We start from the raw sequence: 17,654 nt of genomic DNA, 5'->3' as shown, positions 1-17,654 counted from the left end.
GCTGGGCAGGAGTTGCCGCACCGCGCGGGCCGTGACGCGGTCCGCAAGGGCCACCGACGAGAGGCAGAGGAAGATGGTCTACAGCAAGCAGGAAACGGCGGGCTCTCCGACGTGTTGTCGCGCGGCCAGGTAGTTACACGTCCCCGGTTGCGTCGACGCTTGATGTGAGGCTGTTTCCCATGTTCGATCCGGTCATAGCGCCCAGCGGTACGCTGCTCGGCCTGCTTCAGCGGGGCCGCGGCGACGGCACGCTGCACGCGCTCACCGCCCCACGCCCCGAGGCCCTGGCGGCGCTGAACCACTGTGTGCTGCGCGACCCCCGCCACGACTGGCAGGTGGAGAACCGCTCCCTCTACTACGCCCGCCTCTTCCTCGACCTGAACGGCGAGCTGGACGAGGTCGAGGCCCATCTCTTCTGCGCCGAGGACGTCCTCGACGGCGAGGAGTCACGCACCGGACTCGCCCTCGCCGTCCTCGGCCACCTCGCCTCCTACGGCAGGCGGGACGCCCTCGAACTGCTGCGCAGGTACGCCGCCCACGGCTCCAACTGGGCCTGGGCCCTCGACGAACTGGCCCTCAGGGACGACGACGCGGGACTGCGCGCCCTCGCCGCACCCGTCCTCGCCCGGTTCCCCGCGGACCCGGAGGGCGATGCCGAGCTGGCCGCCACCGTCCGGGACGCCTTCGAGCCCCGGCCGTGGCGGCTGTGGGCCGAGGATCCGCGCGCATCCGTCGCCGCACGCGTGCGTGCCGCCCACGAGACGGGCTCGTTCGACCGCTGGCAGCGGCAGATGCGGCCGTCCGGCCCCCGCCCGGGGTGGAGCGTGCAAGCCGTCTTCGAATGGGCCCAGCAGGGCATCGAGCGGGGTGCCGCCCTCCATGTGCCGGCCGCCCGCTGCCTGACCGCTGTGGCGGGCCCCGAGGACCGGGCCGAGATCGTCCGGGCCGCGCAGGACGGCACCGACGGAGCCCGCTGCACGGCCCTCAGGTACCTCGCTGACGGCAACGATCCGGAGGCCCTCGACCTGATCGAGGGCGCCGTGGCCACCGGCTCGACACTCGTCGTGGACGCCGCCGTCGACGCCTTCGAACGGATGCGCTCGCCGGCCGCGGTGGACCGGGCCCGTGGCTGGGCCCGGCGGCCCGACGTGCTCGGTGCCGCCGCCGGCCGCGTCCTCGCCTGCCGGGGCGGAGTCCCGGACCGCGACCTGGTCCTCGCGGCGCTACGGGAGGCCGTACGGGGCGAAGGCCCCGACGCGCCGACCCTGTGGACGCTGGTGGACGGCACCGGACGGCTCGGCATCGCCTGCGCCGCCCCCGTACTGCGCCATGTCTACCGCGAGACCGCCTCCTCCCATCTGCGCGGCCGGGCCGCCCGGGCCCTCGCCGCCACCGACCCCTCCTTCGCCACCGGTTTCGCCGTCGAGTGCCTGTGGGACTGCGAGGAGACCACCCGGGAGATCGCCGCCCGGCACGCCGAGACGGGAGACGCCCGCGTCGTCGAGCGCCTGCGCCGGCTCGCCGCCGACCCGGCCGAGGAGGCCGAGGTGCAGACGGCCGTACGCAGCCGGATCGGTCCCGGGGAGACCGCTGTGTGACCCCCTTCCCGAGGGAAGGCGGGGGCGGATTCGCGCCTTGAGGGTGAACTCGGGGTGACCCGCGGGCCAGGAGGGCATGGCCACCCCCTGACCTGCGCGGGTGCACCTCAGAACGCTCATAGGACGTTCCTCGTCCGGACAGATCCACGTTGACGCGACCACGTCCGGCACGGCGACAACACCGGTATGCGTGTCGTCATCGTGACCGAATCCTTTCCCCCCGACGTGAACGGCGTGGCCCACTGCGCGCTCCAGACCGCCCGGCACCTCGTCGATCGCGGTCACGCCCCCGTCGTCGTCGCCCCGGCCCCCGCGCCCGGGCACAAGCCCGACGCCTTCGCGCCGTGCCCCGTCGTCCACGTCCCCTCCCTCCCGCTCCCCGGCTACCCCCAGGTCCGCGTCGCCCTCCCCAGCCGCCGCCTGGCCGCCACCCTCGTCGAGCACCGTGCCGACGTGGTCCACCTCGCCAGCCCCTTCGTCCTCGGCGTACGCGGCATGGCCGCCGCCGCCCGGCTCGGCATCCCCGCCGTCGCCGTCTACCAGACCGATCTGGCCGGCTACGCCCGCACCTACATGGGCGCCGGAGAGGCCGCCGCCTGGCGGCGCATCCGCTCCGTCCACGGCGCCGCCGACCTCACCCTCGCCCCGTCCAGCGCCGCCCTGCACGACCTGGAGACCCACGGCGTGCCCCGGGTCGAGCTGTGGCCGCGCGGCGTCGACACCGAGCGTTTCCGGCCCGACCGGCGCGACGAGGCCCTGCGCCGCGAACTCGCCCCGAACGGCGAGCTGATCGTCGGCTACGTCGGCCGGCTCGCCCCCGAGAAGCAGGTCGAACTCCTCGCCGGCGTCTGCGGCCTGGAGGGCGTCCGGGTCGTGATCACCGGCGACGGCCCCAGTCGGCCCGGCCTGGAACAGGCCCTGCCCGGCGCCGTCTTCCTCGGCCGGCGCACCGGTGACGACCTCGCCCGGGTCTTCGCCTCGTTCGACGTCTTCGCCCACACGGGCCCCTTCGAGACCTTCTGCCAGACGGTCCAGGAGGCCATGGCCAGCGGCCTGCCGGTCTTGGCGCCCGCCGCGGGCGGACCGCTGGACCTGGTCGCCCACGGGCACACCGGGCTGCTCGTGCCGCCGCGCGACGCGACCGCGGTGCGGGACGCGGTGCGGTCCCTCGCCGCCGATCCCGGGGTGCGGGCCGCCTACGGCGCCGAAGGACGCGCCACAGTCGAGGGCCGTACCTGGGCGGCCGTGGGCGACCGGCTGATCGGGCACTACACGAAGGTGCTCGCCGGACGCCGTACGGCGGTGGCGGCATGAGCGACTCCCGCCCCGGCGGCGGCCGCGAGGCGCTGCGGATCGTCCGGGTCGCCAACTTCGTCGCCCCCTCGTCCGGCGGACTGCGCACCGCGCTGCGCGAACTCGGCAAGGGCTTCAAGGCCGCGGGACACGAACCCGTCCTCGTGATCCCCGGCGAGCGCATGAGCGACCGCGAGACCGAGCAGGGGCGGGTGATCACCCTCCCCGGGCCGCTACTGCCCGGCACCGGCGGCTACCGCGTCCTCGCCGGCCGGCGGCGGGTCGCCCGGCTTCTGGAGGAGCTCGCGCCGGACCGGCTGGAGGTGTCCGACCGTACGACCCTGAGGTGGACCGGCAGGTGGGCGCGGCGCGCCCGGGTCCCGTCGGTGATGGTTTCCCACGAGACGGCCGACGGGGTGCTGCGCACCTGGGGCGTGCCCGAGGGAGCCGCCCGGCGCGCCGCCGACGCCCTCAACGCCCGTACGGCCCACACGTACTCGCGCGTGGTGTGCACCACCGAGTTCGCCGAGCGGGAGTTCGTGCGGATCGGGGCCCGCAACGTCGTCCGGGCGCCGCTCGGCGTCGACCTGGTGCGGCGGCACCCGGCGCTGCGCGACCCGGACACCCGGGCCCGGCACGCGCGCGAGGACGAGACACTGCTCGTGATGTGCTCGCGGCTGTCCGTGGAGAAGCGGCCCGGCACGGCGCTGGACGCCCTGGAGGCGCTGCGGCGGCGCGGGCGGCGGGCCGTGCTGGTCGTGGCCGGGGACGGTCCGCTGCGCCCCCGGCTCGAACAGCGGGCACGCGAGAGCGGCCTGCCGGTCACCTTCCTCGGGCACGTCTCCGACCGCGGGCTGCTCGGCGCGCTCCAGGCGTCCGCCGACGTGGCCCTGGCACCGGGGCCCGCCGAGACCTTCGGGCTCGCCGCGCTGGAGGCCATGGCCTGCGGCACGCCGGTGGTGGCGAGCGCGTCGTCCGCGCTCTCGGAGGTGATCGGCTCCGCCGGGGCCGTCGCCGCGGACCACGGGGAGGCGTTCGCGGACGCCGTGGCCCTGCTGCTGGAACGCCTTGAGGCGGACCGGCGCGAGGCGGCACGCGCGCGTGCGGAGTGCTTCGGCTGGGACGCGGCGGTCGACGCGTTCCTCGCCGCGCACGACGCGGCCGTCCCGGCGCGCCCGGGCCGGCCGTTCGTGCCCGGGGGTGTGGCGTGAGACCTCGGTGGGTCGAGGGATGCTCGTGGATTGAGCGATTCCCGAGGGTCGGGGGGTCGTCGCGGGTCGAGGGACCTCTGCGTGTCGAGGGACCCCTGCGGGTCGAGGGATCTCTGCGGGGCGAGGGACCCCTGAGTGTCGAGAGATCCTCGGGCGTGGAGGGACCCCTGCGGGTCGAGGGACTGCCACGGGTCCAGGGACCCCCGAGGGTGGAGGGATCCTCGCGGGTCGAGGGGCCCCCGCGCTTGGACGGATGCGCGCGGTTCGACGGGCCGCTGCGGTTCGTGGCGCTCGGTGACTCGCTCACCGAGGGCGTGGGGGACCCCGTCGGTGACGGGGCGTGGCGCGGCTGGGCCGCGCTGCTCGCGGACGGGCTCGCGGAGCAGCCGGCCGGGTTCACCAACCTCGCGGTGAGCGGCTCACAGACCCGGGACGTGCTGGAGCGGCAGCTGCCCGAAGCGCTGGAGCTGCGGCCCGACCTCGTGTCCGTCGTCGTCGGCGTCAACGACACCCTGCGCTGCACCTTCGACATCCGGGCCGTGGCCGCCCGGCTCGACCAGGTGTACGCGGCCTGCGCCGGGGAGGGGGCGCTCCTGCTCACCGCGTGCCTGCCCGACCCGGGCACGATGCTCGGCCTGCCGGGGGCCCTCGCCGCCCCGCTTGCCCGGCGGCAACGGGCCGTGAACACCGTGGTGCACGCCCTGTCCGAGCGGTACGAGGCGCTGCACCTGCACGCGTGCGAGGGCGACTGGACCATCGACCGTGCCCTGTGGAGCGCGGACCGGCTGCACCCCGGAGAACGCGGGCACCGGCAACTCGCCCTGCGCTTCCACACACTGCTCGCCGAGCGGGGCCTCGCCACGGGGCCCGCGCCCTCGCCCGAGCCCGAATTCCCCGTCCCGTCGACGTCCGCGAGCCTGTGGTGGCTGGCCACGGCCGGCACCGGCTGGGTGGCGCGCCGCTGCACCGACCTGCTGCCCCAGCTCCTGTCCCTGGCCGCCGACGAACTCCGGCACCGCGCCCGCGGCACGAGCGCCCGGCTCGACCTGAGGGCCTCGGCCGCGGTGTCCGCCGCCCTGGCCGGCCTGTCGGCCGCGGAGCGGGCGGACGCGGCCTAGTGCCTGTCGCCCGGGTCACATGCAGACGCGGGGCCTGGGCGGCGGCGTACGGCCGCGAAGCGGACCGTTGCGCTCGCGACCGCCTGGGCGGCGGCCGGGAGGCCGGCGGCCAGGACCACGGCGATCACCGGGTAACCCCCGGTGGTCGGGTGGTCGGCGAGGAACACCACCGGCCTGCCGTGCGGCGGGACCTGCACGGCACCAGTCGATCGAGATCATGTGCCGTCTCTCCGGTCAGGCCACGCGGTACTGCTCGTCGTGTGCGTCGGTGAGGAACATCTGCCCCGGCGCGTGCGTGAGGGCGAACGGCGGACGCGAGGCCATCACGGCCGCCTGCGGGGTCACTCCGCAGGCCCAGAACACCGGGATGTCGTCCGGCTCGGCGTCCACCGGGTCCCCGAAGTCGGGACGGCCGAGGTCGTCGATGCCGAGGCCCGAGGGATCGCCGCAGTGCACGGGGCTGCCGTGCACCGCCGGCATGAGGCTGCTCTCCCGGATCGCCGCCGCCAGTTGCCCGGGCGGCACCGGCCGCATGGACACCACCAGCGGCCCGTGCAGCCGCCCCGCGGGACGGCACTGCCGACTCGTCACGTACATCGGGACGTTGCGGCCCTGCTCGACGTGGCGGATCGGAACACCCGCCTCGCCCAGCGCCCACTCGAAGGTGAAGCTGCACCCGATGAGGAACGACACCAGGTCGTCCCGCCAGTAGGCACGCACGTCCGTCGGCTCGTCCACCAGTTCGCCGTCCCGCCAGACCCGGTAGCGCGGCAGGTCGGTGCGCAGGTCGGCGCCCTCGGCCAGCACGGTCGTCCAGGAGCCGGCGTCCGTGACGTCGAGGACCGGGCAGGGCTTGGGGTTGCGCTGGCAGAACAGCAGCATGTCGTAGGCCCAGTCGGCGGGCACCGAGATCAGGTTGACCTGCGTGTGGCCCGCCGCGACCCCGGCCGTGGGGCCCGTCAGGCCCTCCCGGAAGCGGGAGCGGGCCGTTTCGGGGCTCCACGCGTGCGCGTCCTCGTCGACAAGGACCACCGGACGGTCCTCGGTGCCGGTACCCGTGCCGTTCACGCGAGTTCCTTCCCACGCGTCTCCGGCAGCCCGAGCAGGGCCAGGGCCGCGATGCCGTAGCCGATCGCGCCGAAGACCAGCGCGCCGCCGACGCCCCAGCTGTCGGCCAGGAATCCGACCGTCGTCGGGAACACGGCACCCACCGCGCGCCCGGCGTTGTACGTGAATCCCTGCCCCGTCCCGCGCACCGCCGTCGGGTACAGCTCGCTCAGGTAGGACCCGAAGCCGCTGAAGATCGCCGACATGCAGAACCCGAGCGGGAAACCGAGCACCAGGAGCAGGGTGTTCGCGCCGCTCGGGATGTTCGCGTACGCCAGGATGCAGAGCGCGGAGAGCAGCGCGAAGAGCCAGATGTTGCGCCGCCGGCCCAGCTTGTCGGTGAGGTAGCCGCCGGTCAGGTAGCCGATGAAGGCGCCCGAGATGAGGAACGTCAGATAGCCGCCGGTGCCGACGACCGACAGGTCCCGCTCGGACTTCAGATACGTCGGCACCCAGGTGGCCAGTGTGTAGTAGCCGCCCTGGACACCGGTGGAGAGCAGTCCCGCGAAGAGGGTGATCCGCAGCAGGCCGGGCTTGAAGATCGCCGTGAACGAGCCCCTCTCCGCACTCCGTTCACGTGCCGCGGCCGCCTCGGGGGCGTCGTGCACACTGCGCCGCAACCAGATGACGAGCAGCGCGGGCAGCGCCCCGGTCCAGAACATGATGCGCCAGGCCAGGTCGTCGCCGGCCACCGAGAAGACCAGGGTGTAGACGATCACGGCGAGGCCCCAGCCCACGGCCCAGGAGCTCTGGATCGCGCCGAGCGTGCGCCCTCGGTTCTTGGCGCTCGCGTACTCGGCGACCAGGATCGCGCCGACGGCCCACTCGCCGCCGAAACCGAGCCCCTGAAGCGCACGGAAGACCAGCAGCGTCTCGTAGTTGGGCGCGAAACCGCAGGCGACGGTGAACACCGCGTACGTGATCACCGTGAGCATCAGCGCCTTCACCCGGCCGACGCGGTCCGCGAGCACGCCCGCCAGGGCGCCGCCGACCGCGGAGACCACCAGCGTGACCGTGGTCAAGAGACCGGTCTGGCCGCTGTTCAGGCCGAAGTAGGCGGACAGCGCGACCATGCTCAGCGGCAGCGTGAAGTAGTCGTACGAGTCCAGGGCATAGCCGCCGAAGGCGCCGGCGAAGGCGCGGCGGCCGCGCGGGCCCAGGGCACGCAGCCAGCCGAACGCCCCGTCGTCCGAGGTGCGTTCGGTGGTCGCGGGGCGTGGGCCGTCGATCCGGGCCTGCGGTGGAGGGGTCGTGCTCATGGGCACCTCGCAGAGGGAGGAGGGAGGGTGCTTCGGAGTGAGCCGTGCCGTAGGGGTGGCAGGCGCCGCGGCGGGGGAAACCGGTGGGGAAAGCGGCCCCGCCGCCGCGACGCTGTGCGTAGCACCGTAGGGGATTGTTCAACGATCCCTCAATACCCATGCTGGTTCGTTCTTGTGATCTGCGATTGAATTCCGGCATGGCAGAGCAGTTGAAGGACCTCTCCGACGACCGGACCCTCCTGGGACGCACCAGCACCGCGGAGCGGGTCGCGGACATCCTCAGGAGCCGGATCGCCGAGGGGTACTTCCCGCCCGGGACCCGCCTGTCGGAGGACAGCATCGGCGGCGCGCTCGGCGTCTCCCGCAACACGCTGCGCGAGGCGTTCCGGCTGCTCACGCACGAGCGCCTGCTCGTCCACGAGCTGAACCGGGGCGTCTTCGTCCGGGTCCTGACCGTGGAGGACGTCGAGGACATCTACCGCACCCGGCGGCTCGTCGAGTGCGCGGTCGTCCGCGGTCTCGGTGAGCCGCCGTACGGCCTGGACGGGCTCGCCGAGGCGGTCGAGGAGGGGCGGAGCGCGGCCCGGGAAGGTGACTGGAAGGCGGTGGGTACCGCGAACATCCACTTCCACCGGGAGCTGGTCGCCCTCGCCGCGAGCGAGCGCACCGCCGAGCTGATGCGGAGCGTCTTCGCCGAACTGCGGCTGGCGTTCCACGTGGTGGACGAGCCGCAGCAGCTGCATGAGCCGTACATCGTACGAAATGCCGCGGTCCTCGAGGCTCTTCAGGGCGGGGACCGCGAGAAGGCCGAGAGCCTGCTCGCCGGGTACCTCGACGACTCGCTGGAGCGGGTGGTCGAGGTGTACCGGCGGCGGGTCGGCGAGGACGGCTGAGGGGGCGGCTCCGGAGTCCGTGGGGACGGCTGAGGCCGGCGGCCCACGGGGCGTACCGCGTCGTTTGGGTGGTTGTCAGACCCAGGACCTAGTCTGTGCACCGTGACTTCGCCTGCATCGACGGACAGCGTTCCGCCCCAGCTCAGCGCGGGGCCGCGCCCCGCCCCGGGGCCGGCCGCCGACGAGGGCCTGGCGCGGCGCCTGCGTGCGCTCGCCTGCACCGCGCCGTTGCACGACCTGGACGCGCGCAAGGCCAACCTGGCCGGCGCGTACTCGGTGTACGGCATGGCGGAGGTCGCCCTCGCGGCGATCGACCTGGTCACCCTCAACATGGACTTCGACACGGGCGCCGACCACGACCAGATCGTCGCCCGGCTCATCCCGCGCATCGCCGCCCAGGCCCCGCGGCGGCCCGCCGCCGAGCACGAGCGGGTGGCCCGCTGGGTCCTGGAGAACCTGATCAACGTCGGCAGCGTGGACCGCGGCTTCCGCGCCGTGTACGGCACGTTCGGGGCGGACGGCACCTATGTGCGCCGCGACTACGACTTCAAGCTGATCGAAGAGGTCCCCGGCCCCGGCGGCACGGTCTACCTCCGTACGACGGACGAGGCGGTCAACGTCCTCGTCGGCGCCCTCGACACGGACGTCACCAGCGCGCAGATCGCCGCCGAGGTCAAGCTGGACGTGCTGATCAGCCGCGGCCGGCTCGCCGACGCCCAGCTCGCGGCCGAACAGGCCCGCTACCGGACCGTGCAGTACTCGGAGACCCTGCGCCGCGCCCTGGACGCCACCCGGCGCAACGTGCGCGCGGTGGACTGGCTCGCAAGCGTGCCCGACATGATCGCCGAGGCGCTGGAGCACGTCGCCGACCGCTACCGCCACGAGAACGCGATCCTCACCAACATCCGCAAGGCACGGGACGAGTCCGAGGACCCCGAGCACAAGCGCCGCGCCGCCGAGCTCGTCGACATCGTCAAGGACTGCATCCGCCGGCACACACAGTTGCAGTCCCGCCTGCTGGAGGCCGGACCGCTGTTCCGCGCCGAGCAGGACCGGCAGGCCTTCGCCACCCCGATGACGACGTCGGGCACAGACCTCTACGGACATCTCGTCTCGCCCGTGCTCCCGCTGCCGCTGGAGCAGGCTGTCCGCGTCACCGACGCCTTCTTCAGCCGCGGCACCGGGCTGCGCACACCGGTGTCCGTCCGGGTCGGCGACCTGGTCGACATACTGCTGACGCCGCCGGTGGAGCGGGAGCACCTGGGTGCGGAGATGCCCGAGCCCGACCTGATCGCCACGCCGGACGACAGCCGGTTCAGCGAGGAGCAGATGGCGGCCGCGCAGGAGCTGCTCGACCTGCCGGCGGACGCGCCGCGCCGGCTGTCCGGACTGCTGGCGCAGGCCCGGCGGCAGGACCGAGAGCTGCCGTATCTGGTCGCCCTGCTCGCGGTGCACGCCGCCAGCCCGCCGGTCGGCACGGCCTATCGCCAGGGCGAGCAGAAGCTGCTGTTCGCCGTCGACGACGGGACCGAACTCGACGACCCGGAGTTCGGCGGGGCCGACCTCATCGTCGGCACCGCACTGCTGGACGCGGCGGGGATGGCGGCCGACAGGACGGAGGCCGCGTGATCCCGCCCCCGGTGGCCGGCCGCGGCGCCGTCGTGGCCCGTCGCGCAGTTCCCCGCGCCCCTGAGGGCGTGGCCCGCAATCCCGTCTACAAGGTCAAGGAGTTCCCGTCGTGAGCGAGCACGTCGAGTGGGGCGACGCGGAGAGCCCGGCCCCGGCGGCCACCGCCGCCGTCACTCCCGCCGACGCCGCCGACGCGGCCCGGCTCGTGTCGTTCGGCCTGCAGCCCAAGCTGCAGCCCGCCCGCGACCAGGAGTACGCGGACCTGCTGCGGCGCTACCGCGAGGACCCGCCCTTCGCGCGGCTCGCGGACGCCGTGGCGACCGGGCTCGGCCTGATCGTCCTGGAGGTCTCCCCCCGCGCGGGCATGGCCGTGACCGCCGCCGAGGACTCGGTGTTCGCCGTCCGCATGGGCGACTACGCGCGTCGTACGGCCGCCGACGGAGGCGACCGTTTCCTGCACGGGCTCGCCCATCTCGCCGTCGCCGCCATGGCGTTCCCGCGCCCCGAGGACCTCGCCGACGACGGCTACATCGGCCGGGTCTCGGTCAACGGCGTCGACGCCTTCGTGCGCCAGGCCTGCCGCCGCCTGGAGGAGCGCGCCGACGAGCAGGGCGAGAACACCGACCCGGCCACCGACGCGCCCGGCCTGGAGGCCGCCTGGCGGATCTGGGTGCGGCGCAGCGCGACCGGCGCCACCAAGGACGCCCGCCGGCTGGCCGGTTCGACCACCGGCATCGTCGCCAAGGCCGTCGCCTTCCTCACCGACTCCGGATTCCTGCAGCGCACCGGCGACGACCACGGCGGCACCTACCGCACCACCGCCCGCTACCAGCTCCAGGTCCGCGACATGGCCGGCAGCGCCGCCATGGCCGAACTGCTGGAACTGGGCGTCGTCCCGGTCACCGACGGCACACCGACGCTGCTGCCCGCCGAGGAGAGCGACGACCTGGAACTGGTCGCCGACGCCGGGCTGCCGTTCCACTCCTCCTGAACTCCCCATCTCACGAAGACTTACGAGAGTCCGCCATGTACGAGCTGTCCCGGGTCCGCCTCTACTCGATCGGGCCCGCCGGTGCGCGCTACGCCGACACCGTGCTTGACCTGCGGGGGGTCGGCGAGATCGTGCCCGACCCCGCGCCCACGCAGGCGGAGTTCTTCGAGGACGAGCCGGTCGGCCCGCCGCGCCGGCCCGCACCCGCCGGGGTGCTCTTCCTGGAGAACGGCGGCGGCAAGTCGGTGCTGCTCAAGCTCATCTTCTCCGTGATGCTGCCGGGCCACCGCAACACCCTCGGCGGCGCCAGCTCCGGTGTGCTGCGCAAGTTCCTCCTCGCCGACGACTGCGGCCACGTGGCGCTGGAGTGGCAGCACGTGCTGACCGGCGAGTGCGTCGTCGTCGGCAAGGTCAGCGAGTGGCGCGGGCGGCAGGTCTCCAACGACCCGCGGAAGTTCGCCGAGGCCTGGTACTCCTTCCGGCCCGGGCCCGGACTGAACCTGGACGGTCTGCCCGTCGCGGAGTCCACCGCCGTACGGGCCCCGGTCGAGGGCCAGTCCAGTGCGCGCGGGCGGCGCCGCACCATGAAGGGCTTCCGCGACGCCCTCACCGAGGCGGGCAGGAACTACCCGCACCTGGAGGTGCACTGGGAGGAGACCCACGACCGCTGGATCGAGCACCTCGGCGACCTCGGCCTCGACCCCGAGCTCTTCCGCTACCAGCGCGAGATGAACGCCGACGAAGGTGAGGCCGCCGGTCTCTTCGCGGTCAAGAAGGACGCCGACTTCACCGACCTGCTGCTGCGCGCCGTCACCGACACCCGCGACACCGACGGACTCGCCGACCTGGTCAGCGGCTTCGGCAACAAGCTGGGCCGGCGCGCCGAGCTGATCGCCGAACGCGACTTCACCGCCGGGTCCGTCGACCTCCTCGGGCGGATCGTCGAGGCCGCCGAGGCCCGCTCCCGCGCGCGGGACGTCCACGCCGGAGCCGAGCGCCGCACCCGGACCCTGGCCCGCAGGCTGTCCGCGCGCGGTGTGCGGGAGCGCGTCCGGGCCGCAGACCTGGCCCAGCGGGTCACCGCCGCCGCGTACGCCGTCACGCACGCCGGGGCGGCCCGCGAGCGCAGTGCGCTGATCTCCGCCGAACTCGCCTACCGGCACGCCTCGCTCGCGCTCGCCGGAGCCGAGAAGTCCGCCGCCGCGCAGAAGCGCGAGCTCGCCGACGCCCGCACGCTGTACTCGGCGTGGCAGGCCGCCGAGGCCGTGCTGCGCCACCGCGCCGCCTCCGACCGCGTCACCCGCGTGTCCGCCGCCATCCAGGAGGCCGAGCGGGACGCCGCGCCTGCCCTGGCCGCCCGCTCCAAGGCCGCCGTCGACCTCGTACGGGCCCTGCACGCCGCAGCGGAGAAGGCCGAGAGCCACGCCAATGAGGAGGAGGAGCGCTCCGCCGCCCTCCAGGAGGTCAGCGACGCGGCCTACCGCGACTCCACCGCGGCCGCCACCCAGGCCCAGCGCGCCCGCAGCGAGATCGGTCACCTCAAGCAGCGCCTCGCCGAAGTCGAGCAGGAGACCGCCGAGGCGGTCCGGGCCGGCTGGCTCGACGACACCGCGCCCGACGCCGACCCCGCCCGCGCGGCCCTGGCCGCCAGCGACGCCGAGAAGACCGCCGTCGCGGCCTGGGACGCCGCCCGCGAGGCGTCCCGCCGGGCCGCCGAGCACGCCCGCGAAGCCGCATCCGCCGAATCCCGCGCCGAACTCACCGCGGCCCGCGCCGCCGACGCGGCCACGGCGGCCGAGCGTTCCTACGAGGCCGAGCGCCGCACCGCGGAGGCACTGGCGGGGGAGGAGCGGCTCGCGGAACTGCTCAGCCTGACCCCGGAGACCCGCCCGGGCATTCCGCAACCCCGCCACGGCACGGACGGCGCGCCCGTCGCGCAGCCGGCCGCTGCCGAACAGGGCCTCACCCCGGAGGAACTCGACCGCTTCGCCGACGACCTGCGCGACCTGCTCGACGACGCCGTCTCCTCGGCCGAGCGGCAGCTGTTCGACCTGCGCACGGCCGCCGCCGACGACTCCCGCATCCTCGGCGCGCTCGGCGACGGCGGGCTGCTGCCGCCCGGCCCGGACGTGCTGGCCACGGTCGAGTTCCTCGGCGAGCACGGCATCCCCGCGCTGCCCGGCTGGCGCTATCTCGCCCAGGCCGTCGACCCCGCCGACCACGCACGTGTACTGGCCGCCCGGCCCGAACTCGTCGACGGCGTGATCATCACCGACCCCGACTCCCACGCACGCGCCCGGGAGGCGCTGGGCGAGGCGGCGCTGCTGCCCCGTTCGGCCGTCGCGGTCGGCACCGCCGCCGCCCTGCTCGCCCCGACGCCCGCCCCGGACTCCGGTAGCGGCGACGTGTTCCTCGTGCCGCCGAACCCGGCCATGCACGACGAGCACGCCGCCGACGAGGAGCGGCAGGCGCTGCGCGCCCGGGCCACCGAGCGGGACGAGGAGATCCGCACCCTCGCCGCCCGGCTCGACAAGGACCGCGAACTGGCCGCCCGGCTCGCCTCCTGGCGCACCGGCTGCCCCGCCGGCCGGCTGACCGAACTGGCCCGGGCGGCCCACGACAGCCGCGCGTTCGCCGAGGAGTCCGAGGCCGAACTGGCCGAGGCCCGGACCGTGCGGGCCGAGGCCGACGAGGTCGCCGCCGAGGCCGCCCGCGTCCGGGACGAGCGGCAGGAGGCAGCCCAGAAGGCCCGTCGCTCCGCCGACGCCCTCGCCGGGCTCGCCTTCCGGCTGCGCGAGCGGGCCGGCTGGCAGGTCAAACTGCGCGAACTGGCCGACGAGGCGGCCGAGTCCGAGGCGAGCGCCCAGTCCTGCCTGGAGCGGGCCCGGGCCGCCGACGAGGACCGGCGGGCCGCCCAGCGCGCCGCCGACGACACCCGCCGTACCGCCCGCGCGCTGCGCGCCGAGCGTTCCGAGATCGCGGGCGCCCCCGACGACGTGCCCGCGGACGACGACCAGGCGCCCAAGGCCTCCCTGCCGGCCCTGCGCGAGGCCTACCGGGCCGCGTCCCAGGTGTACGAGAAGGTCGGTGTGGGCGCCGACCTGCGCGCCGAGCAGGCCCGCGCCGAGAGCGACGAGAGCGCCGCCCGCGCGGAGCTGGACCGGCTGAGCAACAAGGTCCGCACCCGCGCGGAGCAGCTCCTCGAATCCCCCGACGGCTCCGACGGCCCCAGCCGCCAGGCCGCCGCCGCCCGCGCCGAGGAGCTGGTGCAGCTCCTGGAGACCCGGATGTCGACCGCGAGCGAGCAGCTGGGGCGGCTGCGCGGCGAGGCCGAACGCCTCGCCCCCGCCGACGACGGCGAGACGCACACCGACCTGCCCGAGGAGCTTCAGCCGCGCGACGCCGAGCACGCGCAGAACCTGCTGCGCACCGCCACGGGCGAACTCGCCTCCCACACCGAGGCGCTGAACCAGGCACGCGCGGCGCACGCCGAACTCCTCGACGCCCACCGCGCCGCCGAGGACGCGGCGAGCGGCTTCGACGAGATCGCCGCCATGCTCCGGGACCTGCTGCGCGAACACGCCACGGACGAGGAGCACGAGGAGCCCGAGCCCTACCCCGGCAGCCCCGAGGAGGCCCGGCAGTCGGCCGCGGAGGCCCGGCGCTCCCTGCGCGGCTGCGCCGCCGACCTGTCCGCCGCCGAGGCCGCCGTCCGTGAGGCCAGCGACATCCTCGTCCGGCACGCCAACTCCACCCGCTACGAGCAGGTCCGCACCCCCGCCCGCCAGCAGATCCGCGAACTGCCCGCCTCCGCGCTGCCCGACCACGCCCAGAAGTGGGCCGACGCCTTCGCACCCCGGCTCCGCGTCCTCACCGACGAACTGGAGCAGCTGGAGCGCAACCGCGACTCGATCGTGGACCGCCTGCGCGGCCTGGTCGAGTCGGCCCTGGCCACCCTGCGCTCCGCGCAGCGGCTCTCCCGGCTGCCGGAGGGCCTCGGGGAGTGGTCCGGGCAGGAGTTCCTCCGCATCCGCTTCGAGGAGCCCGACCAGGCCACCCTCACCGAGCGGCTCGGCGAGGTCATCGACGAGGCGACCCGCGCCGCCGTCAAGAAGAACTCCGACCTGCGGCGCGACGGCATGTCCCTGCTGCTCAGGGGTGTCGCCGCGGCGCTGGAGCCCAAGGGTGTCGCCGTCGAGATCCTCAAGCCCGACGCCGTGCTGCGCGCCGAGCGCGTCCCCGTCGGGCAGATGGGCGACGTCTTCTCCGGCGGCCAGCTCCTCACCGCGGCCATCGCCCTCTACTGCACGATGGCCGCGCTGCGGTCCAACGACCGGGGCCGCGACAAGCACCGGCACGCCGGCACCCTGTTCCTCGACAACCCCATCGGCCGCGCCAACGCCACGTACCTGCTGGAACTCCAGCGGGCGGTGTCGGACGCCCTGGGCGTGCAGCTCCTGTACACCACGGGCCTGTTCGACACCACCGCGCTGGCCGAGTTCCCCCTGGTCATCCGCATGCGCAACGACGCCGACCTCAGGGCCGGCCTCAAGTACATCAGCGTCGAGGAGCACCTCCGCCCGGGCCTGCCGCAGCAGGCCCGGACGGGGGAGGCGGTCCACAGCGAGATCACGGCGACCAGGATGTACAAGCGCCCGGTGTGACGACGACGCCGTCAGACTGCTGCGTCCTCACGGGTCCGCCTTCAGTCGGCCGCCGGGGCGGCGACAGCAGCGGTGTCCGTGGCCTGCGAACGGTGCTCGGCGAGCACACCGGTGCGGTGCCGCTGCACGAACCAGTAGTAGGCGAAGCCGCCGCCCGCGATGACGGCCACGAACAGCACCGCGCCCCAGCGCAGGTACCAGTGGTAGGGAGCCGCGGCGTTGTAGACCGCGGCCCGGGGCCAGATCAGGTTGAGCGTCATGGCCGTCCCCCACAGGACGGCCAGGATGTTGACCGGCAGACCCCAGCGGCCCAGGGAGAAGCGGCCCTCGCCCGCGGGCTGCCACGCGCCGCGCAGGCGCGCGACCAGCAGCGGCACCGTGACGCCCAGGTAGGCGAGGTAGATCATGATGATGCCGATGCTGGTGACGACCGTGAAGATCTGCGGCTGGCGGATGTTGACCACCAGGATCGCCAGCGCCAGGATCCCGATGATCACGGTCGGCAGGACCGGCGTGTGGAACCGCGGGTGGCACTTCGCCAGTTTCGAGGACGCGGGCAGGTTGTTGTCGCGGGCCATCGCGAACGCCAGCCGCACCGCCGCCGTGTGCACGGCCAGCGCGCACACCGTCACCGCGATCAGCACGCACCACAGCATCGCCTTGCCGGCCGTCGGGCCGAGCACGTCCAGCACGATGTACTGCAGACCGTCCGTGGAGAGCTTCTCGCCCTTCAGGCTGGACACGCTCATCAGCGCGAGCAGCAGGATCAGGCCGCCCAGCACGAAGGACGCGACGATCGCCCGGATGATCGCGCGCGGCGCGTTCCTGGTCGGGTCCAGGGACTCCTCGCCGAGCGAGGCGGCGGTGTCGAAGCCGTACATGACGTACGCCGAGGCCAGCGAGGCCACCAGGAAGGCGCCCAGGTAGCCGTCTCCATAGCCCGCGCCGGTGCCATGCGTCTCCAGGACGACCTGCGGACCACGCGTGATGTGGACCGCGAACAGGATGATCAGTACGACGGTGGCGATCAACTCGATGAACACGCCCGCCGTGTTGATCCGCGCCATCAGCTTGACGCCGAAGGCGTTCACGAGCGTCGTGAACAGGATCAGCACCGCGGCCAGGATGACCGCGTTGGTCGCCACGTCGTAGGTACCGGTGCCGTCCCCCACGAACTGGAAGAACGACGAGATCTGCGGCAGCGTCAGCTGGTAGGCCAGCGCGACGGCCGATATGGAGACGATCGAGGCGATCAGCATCATCCAGCCGGCGAGCCAGCCCAGGTGCGGATTGCCGATTTTCTTGGACCAGTTGTAGACGGAGCCGGCCACGGGGTAGCGGGCGGCGAGCTCCGCGAAGCACAGGGCGACCATGAACTGGCCGGCGAAGACCATCGGCCACGACCACCAGTAGGCGGGGCCGCCGCTGCCGTAGCCGAAGTAGAACAGCTGGAAGGTGCCGGTCAGGATCGAGATGTAGCTGATCCCCGCGGCGAAGGTATGGAAGTTGCCGAGGGTGCGTTTGAGCTCGGGTCTGTAGCCGAACTCGGTCAGTTCGGCGTCGTCCCGGCCGTGTGGATCGGTCGGCTCTGCGGTTGTTTTCACGGTCGGTTCCTCAATGGGTGTGCCTCACAGCGGCGTGGATCAGTCGAACCAACCCTGGCGGGTGGGACGGGTGTTGCGCCAGAGGTGCTTCGTCTCGTGACAGTCGGCCGCCCCCGCGGGCCCGAGCTCGCGTCCGAAGCCGGAACCGGGCGCCGAGACGGTCACCGTGTGCGCCGCGCACTGCACCGCCGAGCCGACCTGCTTTCCCGGTCACCGACATCGGCGTGGCCGGGCTGTGGGGTATCGCTGCCGTCGCTGGAGGGGGCCGCCTCACCGCGGCCGTCGCC

The 17,654-nt window shown here is 74.0% G+C and carries 11 protein-coding genes and 1 pseudogene; 8 read left to right on the top strand and 4 right to left on the bottom strand.

What is annotated here, in order from left to right; genetic code table 11:
* Positions 1–179: 179 nt before the first annotated feature.
* The 4 genes from IGS69_RS04790 to IGS69_RS04775 all read left to right on the top strand — a co-directional run bounded on the left by IGS69_RS04790 (position 180) and on the right by IGS69_RS04775 (position 5,220).
* Positions 180–1,598, top strand: coding sequence for a HEAT repeat domain-containing protein (locus IGS69_RS04790; RefSeq protein ID WP_190897288.1), 1,419 nt, complete (start codon positions 180–182; stop codon positions 1,596–1,598).
* Between the two features lie 186 nt (positions 1,599–1,784).
* A complete protein-coding gene (locus IGS69_RS04785) occupies positions 1,785–2,912 on the top strand; it encodes a glycosyltransferase family 4 protein (RefSeq protein ID WP_190897286.1) in 1,128 nt (375 codons plus the stop codon).
* Entirely contained in the window at positions 2,909–4,102 is a 1,194-nt protein-coding gene (locus tag IGS69_RS04780; RefSeq protein WP_190897284.1) for a glycosyltransferase, read from the top strand. Before IGS69_RS04785 ends, IGS69_RS04780 begins: the two co-directional genes overlap by 4 nt.
* A 245-nt stretch (positions 4,103–4,347) precedes the next feature.
* Positions 4,348–5,220 (top strand): SGNH/GDSL hydrolase family protein, encoded by an 873-nt coding sequence (locus IGS69_RS04775; protein WP_232543434.1) that lies wholly within the window; start codon positions 4,348–4,350, stop codon positions 5,218–5,220.
* Here IGS69_RS04775 and IGS69_RS04770 read toward each other — a convergent pair.
* The 3 genes and pseudogenes from IGS69_RS04770 to IGS69_RS04760 all read right to left on the bottom strand — a co-directional run.
* Positions 5,217–5,423 (bottom strand): annotated as a pseudogene (locus IGS69_RS04770) (KipI antagonist); the annotation flags it as partial. The gene IGS69_RS04775 and the pseudogene IGS69_RS04770 sit on opposite strands and share 4 nt — an antisense overlap.
* 31 nt (positions 5,424–5,454) lie before the next feature.
* Positions 5,455–6,288: a putative hydro-lyase gene (locus IGS69_RS04765; protein ID WP_190897282.1), complete on the bottom strand. Its 834-nt coding sequence runs from the start codon at positions 6,286–6,288 to the stop codon at positions 5,455–5,457.
* Positions 6,285–7,586: an MFS transporter gene (locus IGS69_RS04760; RefSeq protein ID WP_190897280.1), complete on the bottom strand. Its 1,302-nt coding sequence runs from the start codon at positions 7,584–7,586 to the stop codon at positions 6,285–6,287. The genes IGS69_RS04765 and IGS69_RS04760 overlap by 4 nt, the downstream gene beginning before the upstream one ends.
* A 197-nt stretch (positions 7,587–7,783) precedes the next feature.
* On the opposite strand from IGS69_RS04760, the gene IGS69_RS04755 reads away from it, so the two are divergent.
* The 4 genes from IGS69_RS04755 (at position 7,784) to IGS69_RS04740 (ending at position 15,763) form a co-directional block, all read left to right on the top strand.
* Positions 7,784–8,479 (top strand): GntR family transcriptional regulator, encoded by a 696-nt coding sequence (locus IGS69_RS04755; protein ID WP_190897279.1) that lies wholly within the window; start codon positions 7,784–7,786, stop codon positions 8,477–8,479.
* A gap of 102 nt (positions 8,480–8,581) precedes the next feature.
* The gene (locus IGS69_RS04750; protein WP_190897277.1) at positions 8,582–10,108 is read left to right on the top strand and encodes a hypothetical protein; all 1,527 of its coding nucleotides are present in this window, start codon (positions 8,582–8,584) and stop codon (positions 10,106–10,108) included.
* 109 nt (positions 10,109–10,217) lie between these two features.
* Complete coding sequence (locus IGS69_RS04745; RefSeq protein ID WP_190897275.1) at positions 10,218–11,099, top strand: hypothetical protein; 882 nt, start codon at positions 10,218–10,220, stop codon at positions 11,097–11,099.
* A 35-nt stretch (positions 11,100–11,134) separates the two neighbouring features.
* Positions 11,135–15,763 carry a coiled-coil domain-containing protein gene (locus IGS69_RS04740; RefSeq protein WP_190897273.1) on the top strand — a complete coding sequence of 1,543 codons (4,629 nt, stop codon included), beginning with the start codon at positions 11,135–11,137 and terminating at the stop codon, positions 15,761–15,763.
* Between the two features lie 41 nt (positions 15,764–15,804).
* On the opposite strand, the gene IGS69_RS04735 is transcribed toward IGS69_RS04740, so the two are convergent.
* On the bottom strand, positions 15,805–17,367 hold the full coding sequence (locus IGS69_RS04735; protein ID WP_190897271.1) for an APC family permease: 1,563 nt from the start codon (positions 17,365–17,367) through the stop codon (positions 15,805–15,807).
* Between the last annotated feature and the right edge of the window lie 287 nt (positions 17,368–17,654).

This window comes from Streptomyces tuirus (assembly GCF_014701095.1).
Taxonomy (GTDB): Bacteria; Actinomycetota; Actinomycetes; order Streptomycetales; family Streptomycetaceae; genus Streptomyces; species Streptomyces tuirus.
The sequence above is the reverse complement of the archived record's forward strand: the minus strand, read 5'-3'. Positions and strand labels throughout refer to the sequence as shown.

Coding starts and splice junctions, on each gene's coding strand:
- IGS69_RS04790 (WP_190897288.1), top strand. CDS start 180: ATGTTCGATCCGGTCATAGCGCCCAGCGGTACGCTGCTCGGCCTGCTT.
- IGS69_RS04785 (WP_190897286.1), top strand. CDS start 1,785: ATGCGTGTCGTCATCGTGACCGAATCCTTTCCCCCCGACGTGAACGGC.
- IGS69_RS04780 (WP_190897284.1), top strand. CDS start 2,909: ATGAGCGACTCCCGCCCCGGCGGCGGCCGCGAGGCGCTGCGGATCGTC.
- IGS69_RS04760 (WP_190897280.1), bottom strand. CDS start 7,586: ATGAGCACGACCCCTCCACCGCAGGCCCGGATCGACGGCCCACGCCCC.
- IGS69_RS04755 (WP_190897279.1), top strand. CDS start 7,784: ATGGCAGAGCAGTTGAAGGACCTCTCCGACGACCGGACCCTCCTGGGA.
- IGS69_RS04740 (WP_190897273.1), top strand. CDS start 11,135: ATGTACGAGCTGTCCCGGGTCCGCCTCTACTCGATCGGGCCCGCCGGT.